The 16,821-nt window shown below is 66.4% G+C and carries 12 protein-coding genes; 7 read left to right on the top strand and 5 right to left on the bottom strand.

The genetic code is table 11. From position 1 onward, the window contains the following. Window positions 1-5: 5 nt before the first annotated feature. From hemB to hemL, 3 genes are read left to right on the top strand one after another with little or no spacing between them, the layout of a single operon-like run. Window positions 6-989, top strand: coding sequence for a porphobilinogen synthase (hemB, locus tag M1D93_RS12780; protein WP_461171894.1), 984 nt, complete (start codon window positions 6-8; stop codon window positions 987-989). Next, on the top strand, window positions 986-2,059 hold the full coding sequence (locus tag M1D93_RS12775) for an LLM class flavin-dependent oxidoreductase (RefSeq protein ID WP_461171893.1): 1,074 nt from the start codon (window positions 986-988) through the stop codon (window positions 2,057-2,059). The genes hemB and M1D93_RS12775 overlap by 4 nt, the downstream gene beginning before the upstream one ends. Window positions 2,060-2,088: 29 nt before the next feature. Continuing rightward, entirely contained in the window at window positions 2,089-3,420 is a 1,332-nt protein-coding gene (gene hemL, locus M1D93_RS12770; RefSeq protein ID WP_461171892.1) for a glutamate-1-semialdehyde 2,1-aminomutase, read from the top strand. A gap of 91 nt (window positions 3,421-3,511) precedes the next feature. On the opposite strand, the gene M1D93_RS12765 is transcribed toward hemL, so the two are convergent. From M1D93_RS12765 to M1D93_RS12750, 4 genes are all read right to left on the bottom strand, one after another. Next, window positions 3,512-4,249, bottom strand: a complete 738-nt coding sequence (locus tag M1D93_RS12765) for an amino acid ABC transporter ATP-binding protein (RefSeq protein ID WP_461171891.1) — start codon at window positions 4,247-4,249, stop codon at window positions 3,512-3,514. Continuing rightward, window positions 4,246-5,010 carry an amino acid ABC transporter permease gene (locus tag M1D93_RS12760; protein ID WP_461171890.1) on the bottom strand — a complete coding sequence of 255 codons (765 nt, stop codon included), beginning with the start codon at window positions 5,008-5,010 and terminating at the stop codon, window positions 4,246-4,248. Before M1D93_RS12760 ends, M1D93_RS12765 begins: the two co-directional genes overlap by 4 nt. A 16-nt stretch (window positions 5,011-5,026) precedes the next feature. Continuing rightward, entirely contained in the window at window positions 5,027-5,962 is a 936-nt protein-coding gene (locus M1D93_RS12755; RefSeq protein WP_461171889.1) for an ABC transporter substrate-binding protein, read from the bottom strand. A gap of 331 nt (window positions 5,963-6,293) precedes the next feature. Next, the gene (locus tag M1D93_RS12750; RefSeq protein WP_461171888.1) at window positions 6,294-7,004 is read right to left on the bottom strand and encodes an exonuclease domain-containing protein; all 711 of its coding nucleotides are present in this window, start codon (window positions 7,002-7,004) and stop codon (window positions 6,294-6,296) included. Window positions 7,005-7,067: 63 nt separating this feature from the next. Between M1D93_RS12750 and M1D93_RS12745 the strand changes: the two genes are divergently transcribed. The 3 genes from M1D93_RS12745 (at window position 7,068) to M1D93_RS12735 (ending at window position 14,322) form a co-directional block, all read left to right on the top strand. After that, the gene (locus M1D93_RS12745; RefSeq protein ID WP_461171887.1) at window positions 7,068-7,484 is read left to right on the top strand and encodes an MGMT family protein; all 417 of its coding nucleotides are present in this window, start codon (window positions 7,068-7,070) and stop codon (window positions 7,482-7,484) included. 92 nt (window positions 7,485-7,576) lie between these two features. After that, entirely contained in the window at window positions 7,577-10,834 is a 3,258-nt protein-coding gene (locus M1D93_RS12740; RefSeq protein ID WP_461175015.1) for an ATP-dependent helicase, read from the top strand. After that, the gene (locus tag M1D93_RS12735; RefSeq protein ID WP_461171886.1) at window positions 10,831-14,322 is read left to right on the top strand and encodes an ATP-dependent helicase; all 3,492 of its coding nucleotides are present in this window, start codon (window positions 10,831-10,833) and stop codon (window positions 14,320-14,322) included. Before M1D93_RS12740 ends, M1D93_RS12735 begins: the two co-directional genes overlap by 4 nt. Here the strand turns inward: M1D93_RS12735 and M1D93_RS12730 are convergent. Beyond that, window positions 14,309-15,604, bottom strand: coding sequence for a macrolide 2'-phosphotransferase (locus M1D93_RS12730; RefSeq protein WP_461171885.1), 1,296 nt, complete (start codon window positions 15,602-15,604; stop codon window positions 14,309-14,311). The genes M1D93_RS12735 and M1D93_RS12730 overlap by 14 nt on opposite strands. Window positions 15,605-15,755: 151 nt before the next feature. Between M1D93_RS12730 and nudC the strand changes: the two genes are divergently transcribed. After that, window positions 15,756-16,778, top strand: a complete 1,023-nt coding sequence (gene nudC, locus M1D93_RS12725) for an NAD(+) diphosphatase (protein ID WP_461171884.1) — start codon at window positions 15,756-15,758, stop codon at window positions 16,776-16,778. The last annotated feature ends 43 nt before the right edge of the window (window positions 16,779-16,821 follow it).

The following is a 16,821-nucleotide window of genomic DNA, read 5'->3' as shown; positions in this document are numbered from 1 at the left end:
GGACCATGACTTTTCTGAGCCAACGCCCCCGCCGCCTGCGTACCACCCCGGCCATGCGCCGGCTGACCGCTGAAACCCGGCTGGCCCCGGCCGAGCTGATCCTCCCGGCCTTCATCCGGGAAGGCCTCACCGAGCCGAACCCGATCACGTCGATGCCCGGGGTGGTCCAGCACACCACGGAGACGCTCAAGCGGGCGGCGGCAGAAGCCGTTGAGCTCGGCCTTGGCGGCATTATGCTCTTCGGCATCCCGGAGACCCGGGACGCCGAGGGCACGGCCTCCCTTGACCCTGACGGTGTCCTGAACAAGGCGATCCGGGATGTCCGGTCAGAGGTCGGTGACGATCTGGTGGTCATGAGCGATGTTTGCCTGGACGAGTTCACCGACCACGGGCACTGCGGCGTACTGGACGCCGAGGGTTATGTGGACAACGACCGCACCGTCGAGATCTACGCCCGGATGGCCGTGGCACAGGCCGACGCCGGTGCCCACATGCTGGGGCCCTCCGGCATGATGGACGGCCAGGTTGCCGCCATCCGCGCCGCCCTGGACCAGGCAGGGCACACCAATACTTCCGTTATTGCCTACGCCGCCAAGTACGCCTCGGCCTTCTACGGCCCCTTCCGGGAAGCCGTGGACTCCCAGCTCAAGGGGGACCGGCGCACGTACCAGATGGACGCGGGCAACCGCACCGAGGCCCTTCGCGAGGTTGAACTGGACCTCGCCGAGGGGGCAGACGTAGTGATGGTGAAGCCGGCCATGAGCTATCTGGACATCGTCGCCGACGTGGCGGCGATGAGCCCGGTCCCCGTGGCGGCCTACCAGATCTCCGGGGAGTACGCCATGATCGAGGCTGCCGCCGCGAACGGCTGGATTGACCGGCGTGCGGCCATCACCGAATCCGTGCTCGGCATACGCCGGGCCGGCGCGCACATGGTGCTGACCTACTGGGCAGCTGAACTGGCCGGCTGGCTGAAGGAGTCCCGATGAGCGAAATCCCGCCCCTTCCCACGGCCCCGGTGGGCGCGGACCGGATCCTGATCGGGCTGAACACGTTCGGCGACGTCGGCGAGCACCGGGACGGGAGCCCACAGACGCATGCCCAGGTGCTGCGCCAGCTGCTCGAACAGGCTGAGCTGGCGGACGCCGTCGGACTCCACGCCTTCGGTGTGGGTGAACACCACCGCAAGGACTACGCGGTATCCGCGCCCGAGGTTTTCCTCGCTGCCGCTGCCGCCCGCACCACCAGGATCCGCCTTGGCTCCGCAGTTACGGTCCTGAGTTCGGATGATCCCATCCGGGTTTTCCAGCGCTTCTCCACCGTGGACGCCCTCTCGAACGGCCGGGCCGAAGTGATGCTGGGCCGCGGATCATTCATTGAGTCCTTCCCGCTGTTCGGGCTGGACCTCGCCGACTATGAGCTCCTGTTCGAAGAGAAGCTGGAGCTGTTCGACAAGGTGCGGGCGCAGAAGCCGGTCCACTGGGAAGGCCGCACCCGGCCAGCCCTTTCCGGCCTCAGCGTCTACCCGCCCCTGGAACGCCACCTGCTGCCCACCTGGATCGGCGTCGGCGGAACACCTGAATCAGTGCTGCGGTGCGCACAGTATGGCTATCCGGTCATCTTTGCGATCATCGGCGGGCAGCCGCGCTCGTTCCGGCCGCTCGTGGACTTGTACCGGGAAGCCATGGCCAAGTACGGCCACCCGATGCAGCAGGTTGCCACGCATTCGCCCGGCCATGTGGCAGATACCGACGAGCAGGCCCGGGAGGAACTCTTCCCGCACTGGCTGAAGCTGCGGAACAAGCTCGGGGCTGAGCGCGGCTGGGGACCTGCCGGACGGGGGGAGTTCGACGCCCTGTGCGCGCCTGAGGGTGCTCTATACGTCGGGTCGCCGGAAACAGTGGCCCGGAAGATCGTCCAGCTCAAGCAAAACCTGGGCGTGGACCGCTTCGACCTCAAGTACAGCAACGGCCCGCTGCCGCACTCCGCCATGATGCGCTCCATCGAGCTCCTGGGCACGGCCGTGGCCCCCCGTGTGGCGGAATTGCTCGGCACCTGATGTGCCGGCCAACTGAGAGAATGGGAACCATGACTTCCAGCAATCCTCGCAACGAGGCACTTTTCGACCGCGCCCGCCAGCTGATGCCGGGCGGAGTCAACTCACCCGTACGGGCCTTCGGGTCCGTGGGCGGAACCCCGCGCTTTATGGTTTCCGCCAAGGGACCGTACCTGACGGATGCCGACGGCAAGGAATACGTGGACCTTGTTTGTTCCTGGGGGCCGGCACTGCTGGGCCACGCACACCCCGCCGTGCTGGAGGCCGTCCACGCGGCGGTGGACCGCGGCCTGTCCTTCGGCGCCTCCACCCCCGACGAGGCAAACCTCGCTGCCATCGTCCAGGAACGGGTGCCCGCCGTCGAGCGGCTCCGGATGGTCTCCACCGGCACCGAAGCAACCATGACGGCCGTCCGGCTGGCCCGCGGCTTCACCGGCCGCAACCTGATCGTCAAGTTTGCAGGCTGCTACCACGGGCACCTGGACAGTCTCCTGGCGTCGGCAGGTTCGGGCGTGGCAACACTCGCCCTGCCGGGCTCAGCCGGTGTCACCGAGGCCACCACTGCCGAGACCCTGGTGCTGCCGTACAACGACCTCACCGCCGTAAAGGAAGCATTCGCCGCCCACGGACCCAACATCGCCGCCGTCATCACCGAAGCGGCGCCGGCCAACATGGGTGTGGTAACACCGGACGAGGGCTTCAACCTCGGCTTGTCCCGCATCACCCGCGAACACGGGGCGCTGCTCATCGTGGACGAGGTGCTCACCGGATTCCGCACCGGCTACTCGGGCTACTGGGGCCTCACCGGTGGCGCGCCGGACGCCGCTGAACCCTGGACGCCGGACCTGCTCACCTTCGGCAAGGTCATCGGCGGGGGAATGCCGACGGCGGCCCTCGGCGGACGTGCCGACATCATGGACCACCTTGCCCCCACCGGCCCGGTGTACCAGGCCGGGACGCTCTCCGGGAACCCGGTGGCGATGGCCGCCGGTGTTGCCACCCTGACCCATGCAACCCGGGACGTGTACTCGTACATCGATGTCCGCTCGCTTGAGCTCTCTTCCGCACTGTCCAGCGCCCTTGACGCGGCCGGGGTGGACCATTCCATCCAGTTCGCCGGGAACCTTTTCTCCGTGGCTTTCGGCACCTCGGCGCGCGGCGTGCACAACTACGCCGATGCCCAGGCGCAGGAGAGTTTCCGCTACGCGCCGTTCTTCCACTCGATGCTGGAGTGGGGCGTCTACCTGCCGCCGTCGGTCTTCGAAGCCTGGTTCCTGTCCGCCGCGCATGACGACGCCGCAATGAACCGGATCTTCGACGCACTTCCGGCCGCAGCAAAGGCGGCAGCAGCCGCACAAGGCTGATTCCGCCGTCGGGCATTTCTTTTCCCGCTGGACATAAAAAATCCCCGGTTGCATGATGCAACCGGGGATTTCTTTGTGTATTGACCAGGAGCTACAGAACGTCCGAGAGGAAGTTCTTCAGGCGGTCCGTGCGGGGCTCGCTGAAGATCTGCTGCGGAGGACCAGACTCCACCACCACGCCGGCGTCCATAAATGTCACCGTGTCCGAGACATTCCGGGAGAAGCCCATCTCGTGCGTCACCACCACCATGGTCATGCCGCCCTTTGCGAGGTCCGTCATGAGCGCCAGGACGCCCTTGACGAGCTCGGGATCCAGTGCGGACGTAGCCTCGTCAAAGAACATGACTTCCGGCTTCATGGCCAGTGCCCGGGCGATCGCGACGCGCTGCTGCTGGCCTCCGGAGAGGTTTGCCGGGCGGGCGTCGGCCTTGTGCTTCAGGCCCACCAGGTCCAGCTGCTCCAGGGCTTCGGCGCGGGCCTGTTCCTGTGGCAGCTTACGCAGCTTCCTCAGGGCCAGGGACACGTTGTCCACCACCGTCTTGTGCGGGAACAGGTTGAACTGCTGGAACACCATGCCGATCCGCTGCCGGAGCTCATCCGGGTTGTCCTTCAGGACCGAACGGCCATCCAGGAGGATGTCGCCCTGATCGGGTTCGATCAGCCGGTTCATCACGCGCAGCAGGGTGGATTTGCCCGATCCGGAAGGACCGATCACCGAAGCAGTGGTGCCCTTCTCCACGTGCAGGTCAATGCCGCGGAGAACATGGTTGTGCCCGAAGGACAGGTGCAGGTTCTTGCCGGTCAGGGTTCCGGACGCGAACTCCGTCATGCGTGTGCCCCCTTGCCGATAGGTGCTGCCAGCTCATCCGGTTCCTTCTTTTCCGGCTTGCCGGTACGCAGCCGGTTGTCGATGAAGTTCACGAAGTGGGTCAGCGGGACGGTCAGGATCAGATACAGGACGCCTGCGGCCACCAGCGGAGAGAGGTTGCCCGTGTTGGCCATGGCGTCATTTCCGATGCGGAAGATTTCCCGGTCAGAGGCCGCCAGGCCAAGCATGAACACCAGGGAGGAATCCTTCAACAGCGATATGAACTGGTTTACCAGTGCGGGAAGGACCCGCCGGATGCCCTGCGGCACCACCACCAGGCGCATGGAACTGCCGTAGCTGAAGCCAAGTGCCCGGGATGCTTCCAGCTGCCCCTTCTCCACACTCTGGATGCCCGAACGGAAGATTTCACCGATGTAGGCTGCCGCGATGAGCGTCAAGGCAAGGATGCCCAGCGGGTACGGGTTCCGGGACCCGGTGATTTCCCGGGCGATGGGACTGAGTCCAATACCGATGACCAGGATCACCAGGATGGCAGGGAGTCCACGGAAGACATCGGTATAGATGCGCGCCACCCACCGGGCCCCCGCGTTGCGGGAGATCCCCATCATGGCAAGCGCCAGCCCCAGCAGGGAACCCAGGACGCCGGAGGCCACAGCCAGTATCAGGGTGTTGGGCAAACCGACCATAAGCAGGGCGGGAATGACTTTGGCCATTTCCTCCCAGTTGAAGAAGGTGTCAGCCAGCTGGTCCAAGAGATCCATAGACGTTGCGGCTCAATCAGCTCTGGGGAACCGTGGCGGCCTTGCTGCCCGGCTTCCAGTCGCTCGGCATCTCGCGGTCCGGGTACCACTCCTTGGTCAGCTTGGACCAGGTTCCATCAGCGATAACGGCATCCAGGCCGGAGTTCAGCGCATCGATCAGCGGCTGGTTGTCCTTGGCCACGGCATAGGCGGTGAAGTTCTGCGTGTTGACGACGGACTCGACGATGGCGGTGCCGTCGCCTTCCTTCACCTGGCCGGTAGCCTGCTGGGACGGGGCGACCCACGCGTCCACCTGGCCGTTGCGCACGTTGGCGTACACGGTGGCGTAATCCGGGAAGCGGATCGGTTCAAGCTTCAGCGTGTTGGTGACGTAGTCATCCTGGACCGTGCCCTGGACAACGCCGATGCGGAGGTCGCCGGTGAGGTCGGCAAAGCCCTTGACGTCGCTGTCGGTCTTGGCGACGACTGCCATGAAGCCGAAGTCATAGCCATTCGTGAAGCCGACGTTCTGGCGGCGGGCGTCCGTGGTGGAGATGGAGGAGGAGCCGACGTCGAACTGCTTGGTCTGCACCTGCGAAAGGAGTGCCGAGAAGTCCGTGGCAACGAATTCGACCTCAAGGCCGAGCTTGCCGGCGATGGCACGCAGCAGTTCGTTGTCGTAACCGGTGAACTTGCCGGAGGGGTCAATAAAGATGTTCGGCGGGGCGTCCGAGAGGGTGCCCACCTCAAGCTTGCCTTCGGTGTTGAGGCCGAGCTTGGCCTTGTCGATCTGGTCCACCGGGGTGACGTCGGCGGTGGTGTACTTATCCAGCGTCTGCTGGTCACTGCCGGCGAGGGCGTCCGTGGGCGTACCACTGGGCTCGGCAGATCCTGAGCCGCATGCCGCGAGGGAAACCGCGAGGGCGAGTGCCACGGGAGCGGTTGTGAGCCACTTCATCGCTTTGATTTTCATCAGGTTGTCACTTTCATTGAGTCATAAGTCAACCGGGCCGCAAGGCTGCGCTGGTGGCGCCTGGCACCTGCCCGGTGCTGGTCAAGCAAGGCCGGGGCAGGGGTGACCGCAAAACTTTATTGTCTCACTTCGGTGTTTTCGGCCTGGAAGGTGAAGAAGCGCGGACGCGGGCCGCGCCCTGCCGAAGAAGATTCGGCTTAGGGCCGTTGCGCCCGTCCTGCTGAAGCTTGCAGTGGCCGTCGCAGCGAATCCTCGGTGCCGAAAACCAAGCCGTCTTGTGAAGCGATATGACTGTGAAATATATCTCGCCAGAGGCAGCGCGGCTGACGGGCTAGAAGCCGCCGGCGCTTGCGTCCTGCGGCGGGAGTACGGGCCAGTCACCCTCGATGACGGCTGTCGGCTTGGTCTTGCGGAGGTAGCCCTGGAAGTCTGCAGCCTGGCTCACGGCCCAGTCCACCTGAAGCTGGTGCAGCTGGCTGGCGGGCATGCTCAGTTTCGGGAATTTCCCGGCCATCGCATCCAGGACCTTCAGGGTAGCCAGGGCATCGGCGGCCGACGTATGGGCGTTGTCCAGGACCACGCCATACTCTTCGCACAAGGCAGTGAGGGTCCGCTTGCCCTTGCGGTACCGGTCCACCTGCTTGTTCATGATGTAGGGGTCCAATACCGGAAACCGGGTAAGTTGCGGGACCCCGTAGCGGGCCGACTCGGCTGCAAGCACCGTGAAGTCGTAGCTGGCGTTGAACGCGATAACCGGCGTACCGGCGTCGAAAAGCCCCTGCAGCACTGCCGCGAGTTCCTGCGTCACCTCGCGGGCAGGCCTGCCCTCGCGCCGGGCCTGTTCAGTGGTGATGCCGTGCACATCACTGGCTTCGGTGGGTATTTCAACCCCTGGATCGGCCAGCCACTCATGTTCCTCGATGACCTCACCCCTGTGGTCCACCACAGTGACTGAGGCCGTCACTATCCGGGCGGCACGCGAATTGCGGCCGGTGGTTTCCAGGTCGAAGGCTGCGCGGGGAAGGGTGTTCCAGGTGCTCATGCATCCACGCTAACGGGGGCCACCGACAATTCCCGGGAGCGCCACTGCGGCTAGATTGGATCAATGCGGATTGAGTATGTGGAGGCGGTACTGGCCATCGTGAGGCTGGTTCCGGCCGGATCCGCAGTGTCATACGGGGACGTCGCCGAACTGCTGGGATCAGGCGGGCCCAGGCAGATCGGCACTGTCATGAGCCACTACGGCAGCGGCGTCCCGTGGTGGCGCATCCTCAAGGCGAGCGGACAGGCCCCGGAGGGCCATGAAGTGAAAGCCCTGCGCCACTACCTCCAGGAGGGCACTCCCCTCACCGGCGACTACGAAACCTGCCTGCGGACCGGGGAGGGCTCCTGGCGGGTGGACCTTTCCGCCGCACGCTGGGCGCCGACAGCTGAAGATTTTGAGCACATCGACGCCGTTGCGGGGGAGTTGGAGCGTCGGCTGCATAAATTGTCGGTGGCTGATGATGGAATGTCGGCGTGACAGTAACAGTTCCCTTCACAGGTCCCCGCGACGAGTACCGGCACCCATCAGCAGCCGGCCTTGAAGCCGAATTCGATACAGCAGCTGAAGTATTGGACGACGGCTGGACAGGACGCCCTGCCCAGCCCGGTTCTCCGGGCCTCAAACTGCTGCCGCCGCGGCGGATCCACGCTGAAGCCCCGTCGCTGACCTCCGATCAGCAGGCAGCTGTTGACGTGGCGCAGGGATCCGGGCCTGTCCTGGTACCGGGGGCGCCGGGCACGGGCAAAACCACTGTCCTGATCGAAGCCGCGGTCACGCGGGTGCTGCGGGACGGGGTTGACCCCGAGCGGATGCTCATCCTGGCCCCAACCCGGCTCGCGGCTGATTCCCTTCGTGACCGGTTCACCGCCCGGCTGGACAGAAGCCTGAGCACGACGCCGGCCCGCACCTGGGCGTCCTACGCTTTTGATGTCCTCCGGCGGGCCAAGGCCGAGGGAGTGCTGCCCCTCTCACGGCCGCCGCGCCTCCTGTCCGGTCCGGAGCAGGACCTCATCATCAAGGAACTCCTCGAAGGCCACCGCCTGCCAGGGCTGGAGCTGCCGTGGCCTGACGATCTGGCCGGAGCCCTGGAGACCCGCGGCTTCCGGCAGGAAGTGAGGCAGCTGTTCGACCGGGTCATTGAGTCGGGCCTGACGGCCGCTGACCTCGCCCAGCTGGGCAGCCAGTGCGACCGGCCTGACTGGATTGCCGCAGCCGGGTTGTACGCGGAGTACCGCGACGTCCTGGACCTGAGAATGCCCGAGGCCTTTGATCCCGCCGGGATCATCACGGCCGCACGGCAGGTCTTCCAGGACGTCCCTGAATTCCTGGCTGCCGAACGTGAGCGCCTGCAGGTAATCGTTGTTGATGACGTGCAGGAGGCCAACCCTGCCGTCTTTGAGCTTCTGGCGGACATCGCCCGCGGAATGGACTGCTTCATTGCCTTCTCCCCGGACACCGTCGTCCAGGGTTTCCGGGGAGCGCGCCCGGATCTCGTGGCCGAACTGCCGCGCCTGCTGTCGCCGCACGCCCCTGCCCTGGAGCGGCCCCTGCGATACGCACACCGGCACACGCAGGCCCTGGCGGACGCGTGGTTGGGCGTTGCCGCACGTATCTCACAGCGGGCGGGCGGGCAGTTGGCCAGGCAACTCGAGCAGCCGGTGGGGGACCGCGCGCAGGGAGTGGTGGAAGCCCATCTCGTGCCGACAGCCGTGCATGAACTCCGGTATGTGGCCCAGCGCATCCTGGACCAGCACATCAACCACGGCCGGGACCTTGCCGAGATCGCGGTGATTGTGCGTAATGGAGGACAGGTCAGCGAGCTGCAGCGTTACCTGTCCGGCCAGGGGGTCCCGGTTCGTGTGCCTGTGGCCGAGTCGGCCGTCCGGGACGAAGTGGCGGTTCGGCCCCTGCTGGACGCCTTCGCAGTCGCGCTTGACCCCGCACTGCTGACACCCGAAACGGCTGTATCGCTTTTGACGTCCCGCATCGGCGGTGCCACCTCCATCGAGCTGCGCCGGCTGCGGCAGTCCTTAAGGCGCGAAGAGCTCCTGGGCGGCGGGGGCCGCACCAGTGACGCCTTGCTCGTCGAAGCCCTGCTCCAACCGGGAGCCCTGTCAACCCTCGGCATGGAAGGCCGTGCGGCGCGCCGCACGGCAGGCATGATCCAGGCAGGACGGAAAGCTGCATTCGAACCGGGTGCCAACGCCGAGTCGGTGCTGTGGGCCCTCTGGCATTCCACCGGTCTTTCCACTGCCTGGACGGAAACCGCCTTGTCCGGCGGTCCGCATGGCGCCCGCGCGGACCGGGACCTTGACGCCATGATGGCGCTTTTCCACACCGCCGAACGGTACGTCGACCAGATGCCCGGTGCCGGACCGGAGCAGTTCCTGGAGTACCTGCTGAACCAGGAGCTCCCCATGGACACGCTGGCCGCCCGCGCCCAGCTGGACGACGCCGTCGAACTGATGACTCCCGCCAGCGCAGCAGGGCGGGAATGGCCTGTGGTCCTGGTGGCAGGGCTCCAGGAAGGCGTATGGCCGAACACGCGGCTACGCGGCGAACTCCTGGGCAGCACCCTGTACGCGGACGCCGTCGAGCACGGGGTACCTTACGCGCTGCAGCGGGATCCGCTGAGCCGTTTGCGGGATATCCGGTATGACGAACTGCGCAGCTTCTCTACGGCTGTGTCAAGGGCACGGGAGCTCCTGATCTGCACTGCCGTCTCCTCGGAGGACGAACAGCCGTCCTCCTTCCTGGATTACGTCTCCCCCCTCAACCAGGACCAGACGGGGCGGGCGTTCACGCCGGTGGAGCGCCCCATGACCCTGCGTGCGCTGGTTGCCGAACTGCGGCAACATGCCCAGCTGGATGGAAAGCATGCGGCTGAGGCGGAGGAAGCGGTCAGGGTCCTCGCCCGGCTCGCGGCTGCCGAACCTCCTGTGGCCGGCGCGCATCCCGGAAGCTGGTGGGGGCTGCCACAGCTGACCTCATCCGATCCCGTGGTTCCGCCCGGCGGAACGGTATTTGTGTCACCGTCGAAGGTCGAGACGGTCCAGAAGTCACCGCTCGACTGGTTCGTGCAGGCTGCAGGAGGTGAGGCGGCCACCGATTTCGCCAGAAGCCTGGGCACGCTGGTCCACGCCATCGCACAGGAACTGCCGGATGCGTCAGGATCGGAGTACGTCGCGGAACTGGTGCGCCGGTGGCCGGCGCTGGGGATGAAGGACAACTGGGAGGGGAGACTGGATTTCCAGCGGGCGGAGGCCATGGTCCGCAAGCTTGCCCAGTATGTGCTGGTCATGAGGAGCGAAGGCCGGAGCCTGCTGGGGGTCGAGCAGGACTTTGAGGTGGCACTCCCGGACGTGGCTGTAGACGACGGTACGGCACGCGCGGCGGTCCTCCGCGGCCAGGTGGACCGCCTGGAAATCGACAATGAGGGCAGGCTGGTCATCGTGGACCTCAAAACCGGAAAACGCCAGCCGGGTAAGGCGGAACTCTCCACCCACCCGCAGCTGGGCGCCTATCAGGCCGCAGTCCTCGCCGGCGGCTTCAGCGAAAGCCCCGGGGGCAGTACGCCTGCCGTTCCCGGCGGTGCAGTACTCGCCCAACTTGGAACGGGAACAAAAAATCCGGGCATCCAGCAGCAGGAACCGCTTGACCCCCAGGAGAACTGGGCTCTGGACATGGTGCAGGAGGCCGCCGCCGTGATGGCCGGCAGCGAATTTCCGGCACGGCATGATCCAGCGAAGGGAAGCCATGGCGGACACGGCTGCCGGCTCCCCGAAGTGTGTCCGTTGTGCGTCCGGGGAAGGCAGGTCACCGAATGAGCGCGGAAACAGCCGTGGCCGCACCGGACGTCCCCGAACCACGGTTCACGCCGGAGGAACTCTCGCTGCTGCTGGGAGAAAAGAACGTCCCCACCCGGGAGCAGTCGGAAATCATCAGTTCGCCGCTGGCGCCGCGGCTGGTCATCGCAGGGGCCGGATCGGGCAAAACCGCCACCATGGCCGACCGCGTCGTCTGGCTGGTGGCCAACGGCTGGGTCCGGCCAGAGGAAGTCCTCGGTGTGACGTTCACCCGCAAGGCCGCCGGCGAGCTCGCGTCCCGGATCCGGGCGAAACTCGCCGCCCTGCAGCGGCTGGCCAGCCAGGACAGCGCACACCAGCTGTTCCCCGGGCAGCTGGCCAGCAGCGACTCCCTCGAGCCCAAGGTGTCCACTTACCACTCCTTCGCCAGCGGGATCGTGTCCGATTACGGACTGCGGCTGGGCGTGGAGCGGGACGTTGTCCTCCTCGGCGGCGCGCAGGCCTGGCAGCTGGCGAGCGAAGTGGTTGAGGCCTACGACGGCGAGTACGCCCACTTCCGGTCTGCGAAGTCCACCTTGGTGAAGGCGGTCATCCAGCTGGCGGGGGAGTGCGCGGAGCACCTCCAGGAACCCGAGGACGTGGAAGCTTGGCTGATGGCCCGGCTGTCCGAATTTGAATCCCTTCCGTACCAGGCGGGCAAAAAGAAGAACCCGCCACAGTCGGCGGCCGAGCTTGCCGGGATGCTGCGGACCAGGGCCAGCGTGGCGGACATGGTGGGCCGGTACGCAGCAGCGAAGCGGGCGCGGGGCGCCCTTGACTTCGGAGACCTTGTGGCGCTCGCCGCCAAGGTGGCGCAGGAAGTTCCGTTGGCCGCACACATGGAACGGCAGCGGTACAAGGTGGTGCTGCTCGACGAATTCCAGGACACCTCCTATGCCCAGCTGGTGCTGTTCTCCCGGCTCTTCGGAGGCGGGCATGCGGTGACCGCAGTGGGCGACCCCAACCAGTCGATCTACGGTTTCCGCGGAGCCTCGGCCGGGCAGCTTTTCCACTTTGTCCGGGAATTCCCCGTGGCCAGTGGTCCCGCAGGCGCCGGGACGTGGGCTCCTGCCCCCACGTCCTACCTGACGACGGCCTGGCGGAATGGCCGGTCCATCCTTTCGGCCGCCAACGTAATGTCCGAGTCCCTGGGCAAGGCAGCAGCCCAGCGGGGACCGGCCGGCGGGGGAGGGCCTGCGGCAGCAAATGTGCCTCCGTTGCAGCCCAGCCCGGTCGCAGTTGAGGGGACGGTTGTGCTGGGGCGCTTCGGGACGGATGTCGATGAAGCGTCGGCACTCGCCGAGGACGTTCTGAAGTACCGGGTGACGGACTTTGAGCTTAAACCGGACGGAACTCCCGTACCGCCCGCCCTTTCCGTGCTCTGCCGCCGGCGCGCACAGATGGAGACCATCCGTCGCCAGTTTGAAGCCAGGGGAATTCCCTATGAAATAGTTGGGCTCGGCGGGCTCCTGGATACCCCCGAAATCGTGGACCTCGTGGCCACCCTGCGTGTGCTTGCCGACCCCGGACGCTCCGACTCGCTGATGCGCCTCCTGGCAGGCGCCCGCTGGCGCATCGGCCCGGCTGATCTGATGGCGCTGCGCGACTGGTCCAGCCAGTTGGCGCGGCGGCGCGGACAGGTCGCCCAGCAGTCTGACGAGCAGCCGGACGAAGCCAGTGAAACGGTCCTCGAGAGCGATCTGACCGACGGCGCCAGCCTGGTGGAAGCCTTGGACTGGCTGCCCCGGGAGGGCTGGGCGTCCGCCAACGGCAGGTCGCTCAGTGCCGGTGCCCGGAGCCGGCTTGCCCGGCTCTCGACTGAACTGCGGCAGCTACGGAGCTACCTCGGCGATGACCTCACCACCCTGCTGGGCGAGGTTGAGCGGTCCATGCTGCTGGACATCGAAGTGGCCGCGCGGCCAGGCATCAGCATCCACCAGGCCCGCCGCAACCTTGACGCCTTCCAGGACGCCGCCGCGGGGTTCCTGCGCACGTCCCAGCGTGTGGACATCCTCGCGTTCCTGTCCTGGCTGGAGGCCGCCGCTGCTGAGGAAAACGGGTTGGAAGCGCCGGCCAGTGAAGTGAACCGGGAGGCTGTGCAACTGCTGACAGTCCACGCGTCGAAGGGCCTCGAATGGGATGTGGTTTTTGTCCCCGGGCTCAATGCCGGGGCCTTCCCCAGCGACAGGGACTCCCGGTGGAGCAGCGGCTCGGCTGCCCTGCCCTGGCCGCTCCGGGGTGACCGTGCCGACCTTCCCCAGTGGGACCTCGAGCAGCCTGACCAGAAGGGCTGGCTGGACGCGGAAAAGGACTTCAAGTCGGCCGTCCAAGCGCACGGGGAGTCGGAGGAACGCCGCCTCGCCTACGTGGCCTACACCAGGGCCAAACACGTCCTCTGGGCGTCCAGCCCTGCGTGGGTGGGCTCGAGGGCGGGGCGTGCCGACATGTCACCGTTCCTCTCCGAACTCGAGGCACTCACCAAGGCGACCGGGGGTGGGCAGCGGGCTGCTGCGACAGTCCATCCGGGGTCGCTTGAGGAAGCCGCTCTTCCGGAGGAGAGCCCGCTCACCCTTGAATCGGAAGTTGCCACCTGGCCTTACGACCCCCTGGAGGGGCCTGTGGACCCGCGCACCGGGAACCGCCTTCGCCTTTCAGGCGGACGGCGGCAGGCTATGGAGACAGCCGCCGCCAAGGTACTTGCCGCCCTGGGGAACCGGGACGGGGAAGCCCTTGCGGGCCTGCTTCCACCAGATGTACCCGCGGGGCAGGTTGATCCCCGTAAGGAGCTGACAGGTGTGGCACGGGGATGGGCCCGGGAAGCGGCGCTGCTGCTGGAGCGGCGCACCAGGAGGAGTGCCGGCCGCGAAGTGCACCTGCCCGGGCACATCTCCGCATCCACCCTGGTGGAACTGCGGGAGGACCCCGCCGCGGTGCTTGGCAGGCTCCGCAGGCCCGTGCCGCGCGAACCCGGCATGTCAGCACGGAAGGGCACGGCCTTCCATGCATGGGTGGAGGAGTATTTCGGCGCCGCCGGAATGCTCGACCTCGGTGAAGCTCCCGGCTCGGACGACCACCTTGATGCTGCCTACGACCTTGACGCCATGGTGGCAACCTTCAAGGCATCGCCCTGGGCTGAACGCTCGCCCGCCTTTGTTGAGGTTCCGGTAGAGACGCGCGTGGGCGACGTCGTGGTGCGTGGCCGCATTGACGCGGTCTTTCGGGACGCCGACGGCCGGTGGGACCTCGTGGACTGGAAAACCGGACGGCGCCCGTCCGCGGCGCAGCTCAGGACCAAGTCCGTGCAGCTCGCGGTGTACCGGCTTGCCTGGGCGCGGTTGAAGGAGGTGCCGCTCGAGGAAGTGCGGGCGGCCTTCTTCTACGTCGCGGACAACGAGGTTGTGCGGCCCCACGACATTGGTACAGCCGGCGAGCTGGAGGAGATCGTGACCGCTGCCCTCAGTTCTTCGTGACGTCGACGATGGAGATGGCAGCCGTGGAGGTATCGTCCAGTTCCTTCTTGTCCTCCGCCTTGGCCTGCCCGCTGTCCATCGTCGGCCCGTTGTTCCCCGCGGATTTCCCTGTTGCGGAGGCAGCCGGGGCTTCCGCCGGGATAGCGGTGACGTGGACCGCCGGCGGGACCGGCAGCGGTGCTACCGTAACGGCCGGCGCGGAACCCCAAGGACCGGCGCCGGCCGCCATGACCGCCGGCACTTTGCCTGCGGCTGCGGCTGCGGCTGTGTCTGTGCCTGCGGCAGTGGCGCCCGCTTCCGCCACTGTGGGGAAGCCAGCAGCCGGTGCACCCGCCGGCGGCTGGGGCTCCACGCTGATCGGCTGCCCGCCGTGCTCTTCGATGTCCCGGGCGAGCGTGCCAAGCATCTCTTCTGCCTCTGAGATGATGCCGGGGTCGTCCGAGGCGATCCCCTTCACCAGGTACTGGGCCAGCGCGAACTCCGCGGAAAGTGCTGCCCGGCGCAGGAGGTGGTTGTCCGGGGTATCCCTGCGGCCGGCCGTGTAGGCCTCCAGTACCGCGCTGACAAAGTCCTGCTCATTGGAGGCAACAAGCCAGGCGAAATCGTCGGCAGGATCACCGATCCTCAAATCGGTCCAGCCGGTGACCGCAGTCACACGCTGGCCTTCCACCAGGAGGTTGTCCTCGTGAAGGTCGCCATGCACCACGCTGGGGTTGAAGCGCCACAGGGATACGTCTTCCATGGCGTGTTCCCAGCGGAGCAGCAGGGCGGGCGGGATCTTCCCGGTGGTCGCGGCCTGGTCAAGTTCATTCAGCCGGCGCTGCCGGAACTCGTTAGGGGTGTAGCTGGGCAGGTCGGCGTTGCTGACCAGCGAATGGGGAAGGTCATGGATGGCGGCAAGAGCGACGCCGATTTCACGGGCGAGGGCGTCCGGGCCTGCGGTCAGTTCCTCGACGCTGTGCGTGCTGCCGGCCAGATGCGAGTAGACAAACGTGCTCAACGTTCCCAGCCGCACGCTGCCGGCAACTGTGGGCATGAGGAAGGGAAGTTCGGCCCTGATCGCCGGGGCGAAGGCGCGCAGCACGAGGAATTCCGTCTCGAGCCGGGCGCTTGCCTCGGCGTGCCGCGGTGAGCGGACACGCCAGCGCTTGCCCTCGGAATCCAGCAGCAGGGCGGAGTCGAAGTCCGCAGGGTCATCCGGGGCAGAGCCAACGGCCGTTGGGGTCAGTCCGGGGACTGCCGCGGTTGCAACGGCTGCCAGTTCAATCGGTTTTCTTCTCACCGTTCCACGGTAGATTGCGTCCAGTCGAAGATACCGGTCCAAGGACGGCGAGTCTTCAGATATAGTCCAAATCCGGGTAGGCAGGGGAGCCCGGCAAGGGGGTGGTGCGCCCCAAATATCAATTGTCGGTCCCAGTCAGTACGGTGGACACATGAGCCATGCGGAGTCTGTAGCACCGGTCAACCTGGGCAAGGCGGCCCGGCTGCCGGCGAACCACCTGATGGACACGGTACTTCCGGTGCCCCCCGCGCTGGTTGACCGCGGATCTGTCGCCCGGGCACAACCGGGAATGGTGGAGGAGCTACTCGCCGCTCCGGACACGTTGGCCGTTGTCCTCTCCGGCAGGCAGGGGCTGATCCACGGCGGCGGGCTGTTCATCGCGGCGGCCCGGCCGCTCCTTGATGCATTGGCCGCCGCAGGTGCCGCGCCGGAGCTGACGGTTTACCTTGGTTCCGCCCTGCCCGATTCGGATCTTGCCCCGGGCACCCAACTGCTGCTGTTCGTCCTGCGGGAAGCGGCGGAGCCTGGAACTGCCGGGATACCCTCGGATGCTTCGTGGGCAGGATTCCGGGACGTTGCCGCCGGACTGAGCCCAACACATACAGCCCTGTTTGTTGAAGCCAGCGCCATTGCCAACTGGCATGCCACGCACACGCATTGTCCGCGCTGCGGTTCGCCCACCGATGTGGAAGCCGGGGGATGGGTGCGGCGCTGCCCTTCCGATTCGTCTGAACACTACCCGCGGACCGACCCCGCCATCATCGTTACCGTAGTGGGCCCGGACGGCCGCCTGCTCCTTGGCGGTGGCGGGGCCCGTGATGCCAGGAACTATTCAACGCTGGCAGGGTTCGTGGAACCGGGGGAGTCCCTGGAGCAGGCAGTGGTCCGGGAGATCCAGGAGGAAGTGGGAGTAAGGGTTGCCGCGTGCCAGTACCTTGGCTCGCAGTCCTGGCCGTTCCCTGCCTCCCTTATGCTTGGATTTACCGCCGTCACCGAAGACGCCGAGGCAACACCCGACGGCGTGGAGGTGACCAGGGCGCGCTGGTTCAGCCGTGAGGAACTCCAGGACGCCGTGCTCACCGGAGAGATCACCATCTCCAGCCGGCTGTCGATTGCCCGCTCCCTGATAGAGCACTGGTTCGGCGGACGTATTCAGGACCGGGTTGGCGCCTGAAGCCCTACTTATCCATCAGACTCCAACACGCGGTAGTCGAGAC

This window comes from Arthrobacter sp. Z1-9 (assembly GCF_054792695.1).
The sequence above is the reverse complement of the archived record's forward strand: the minus strand, read 5'-3'. Positions and strand labels throughout refer to the sequence as shown.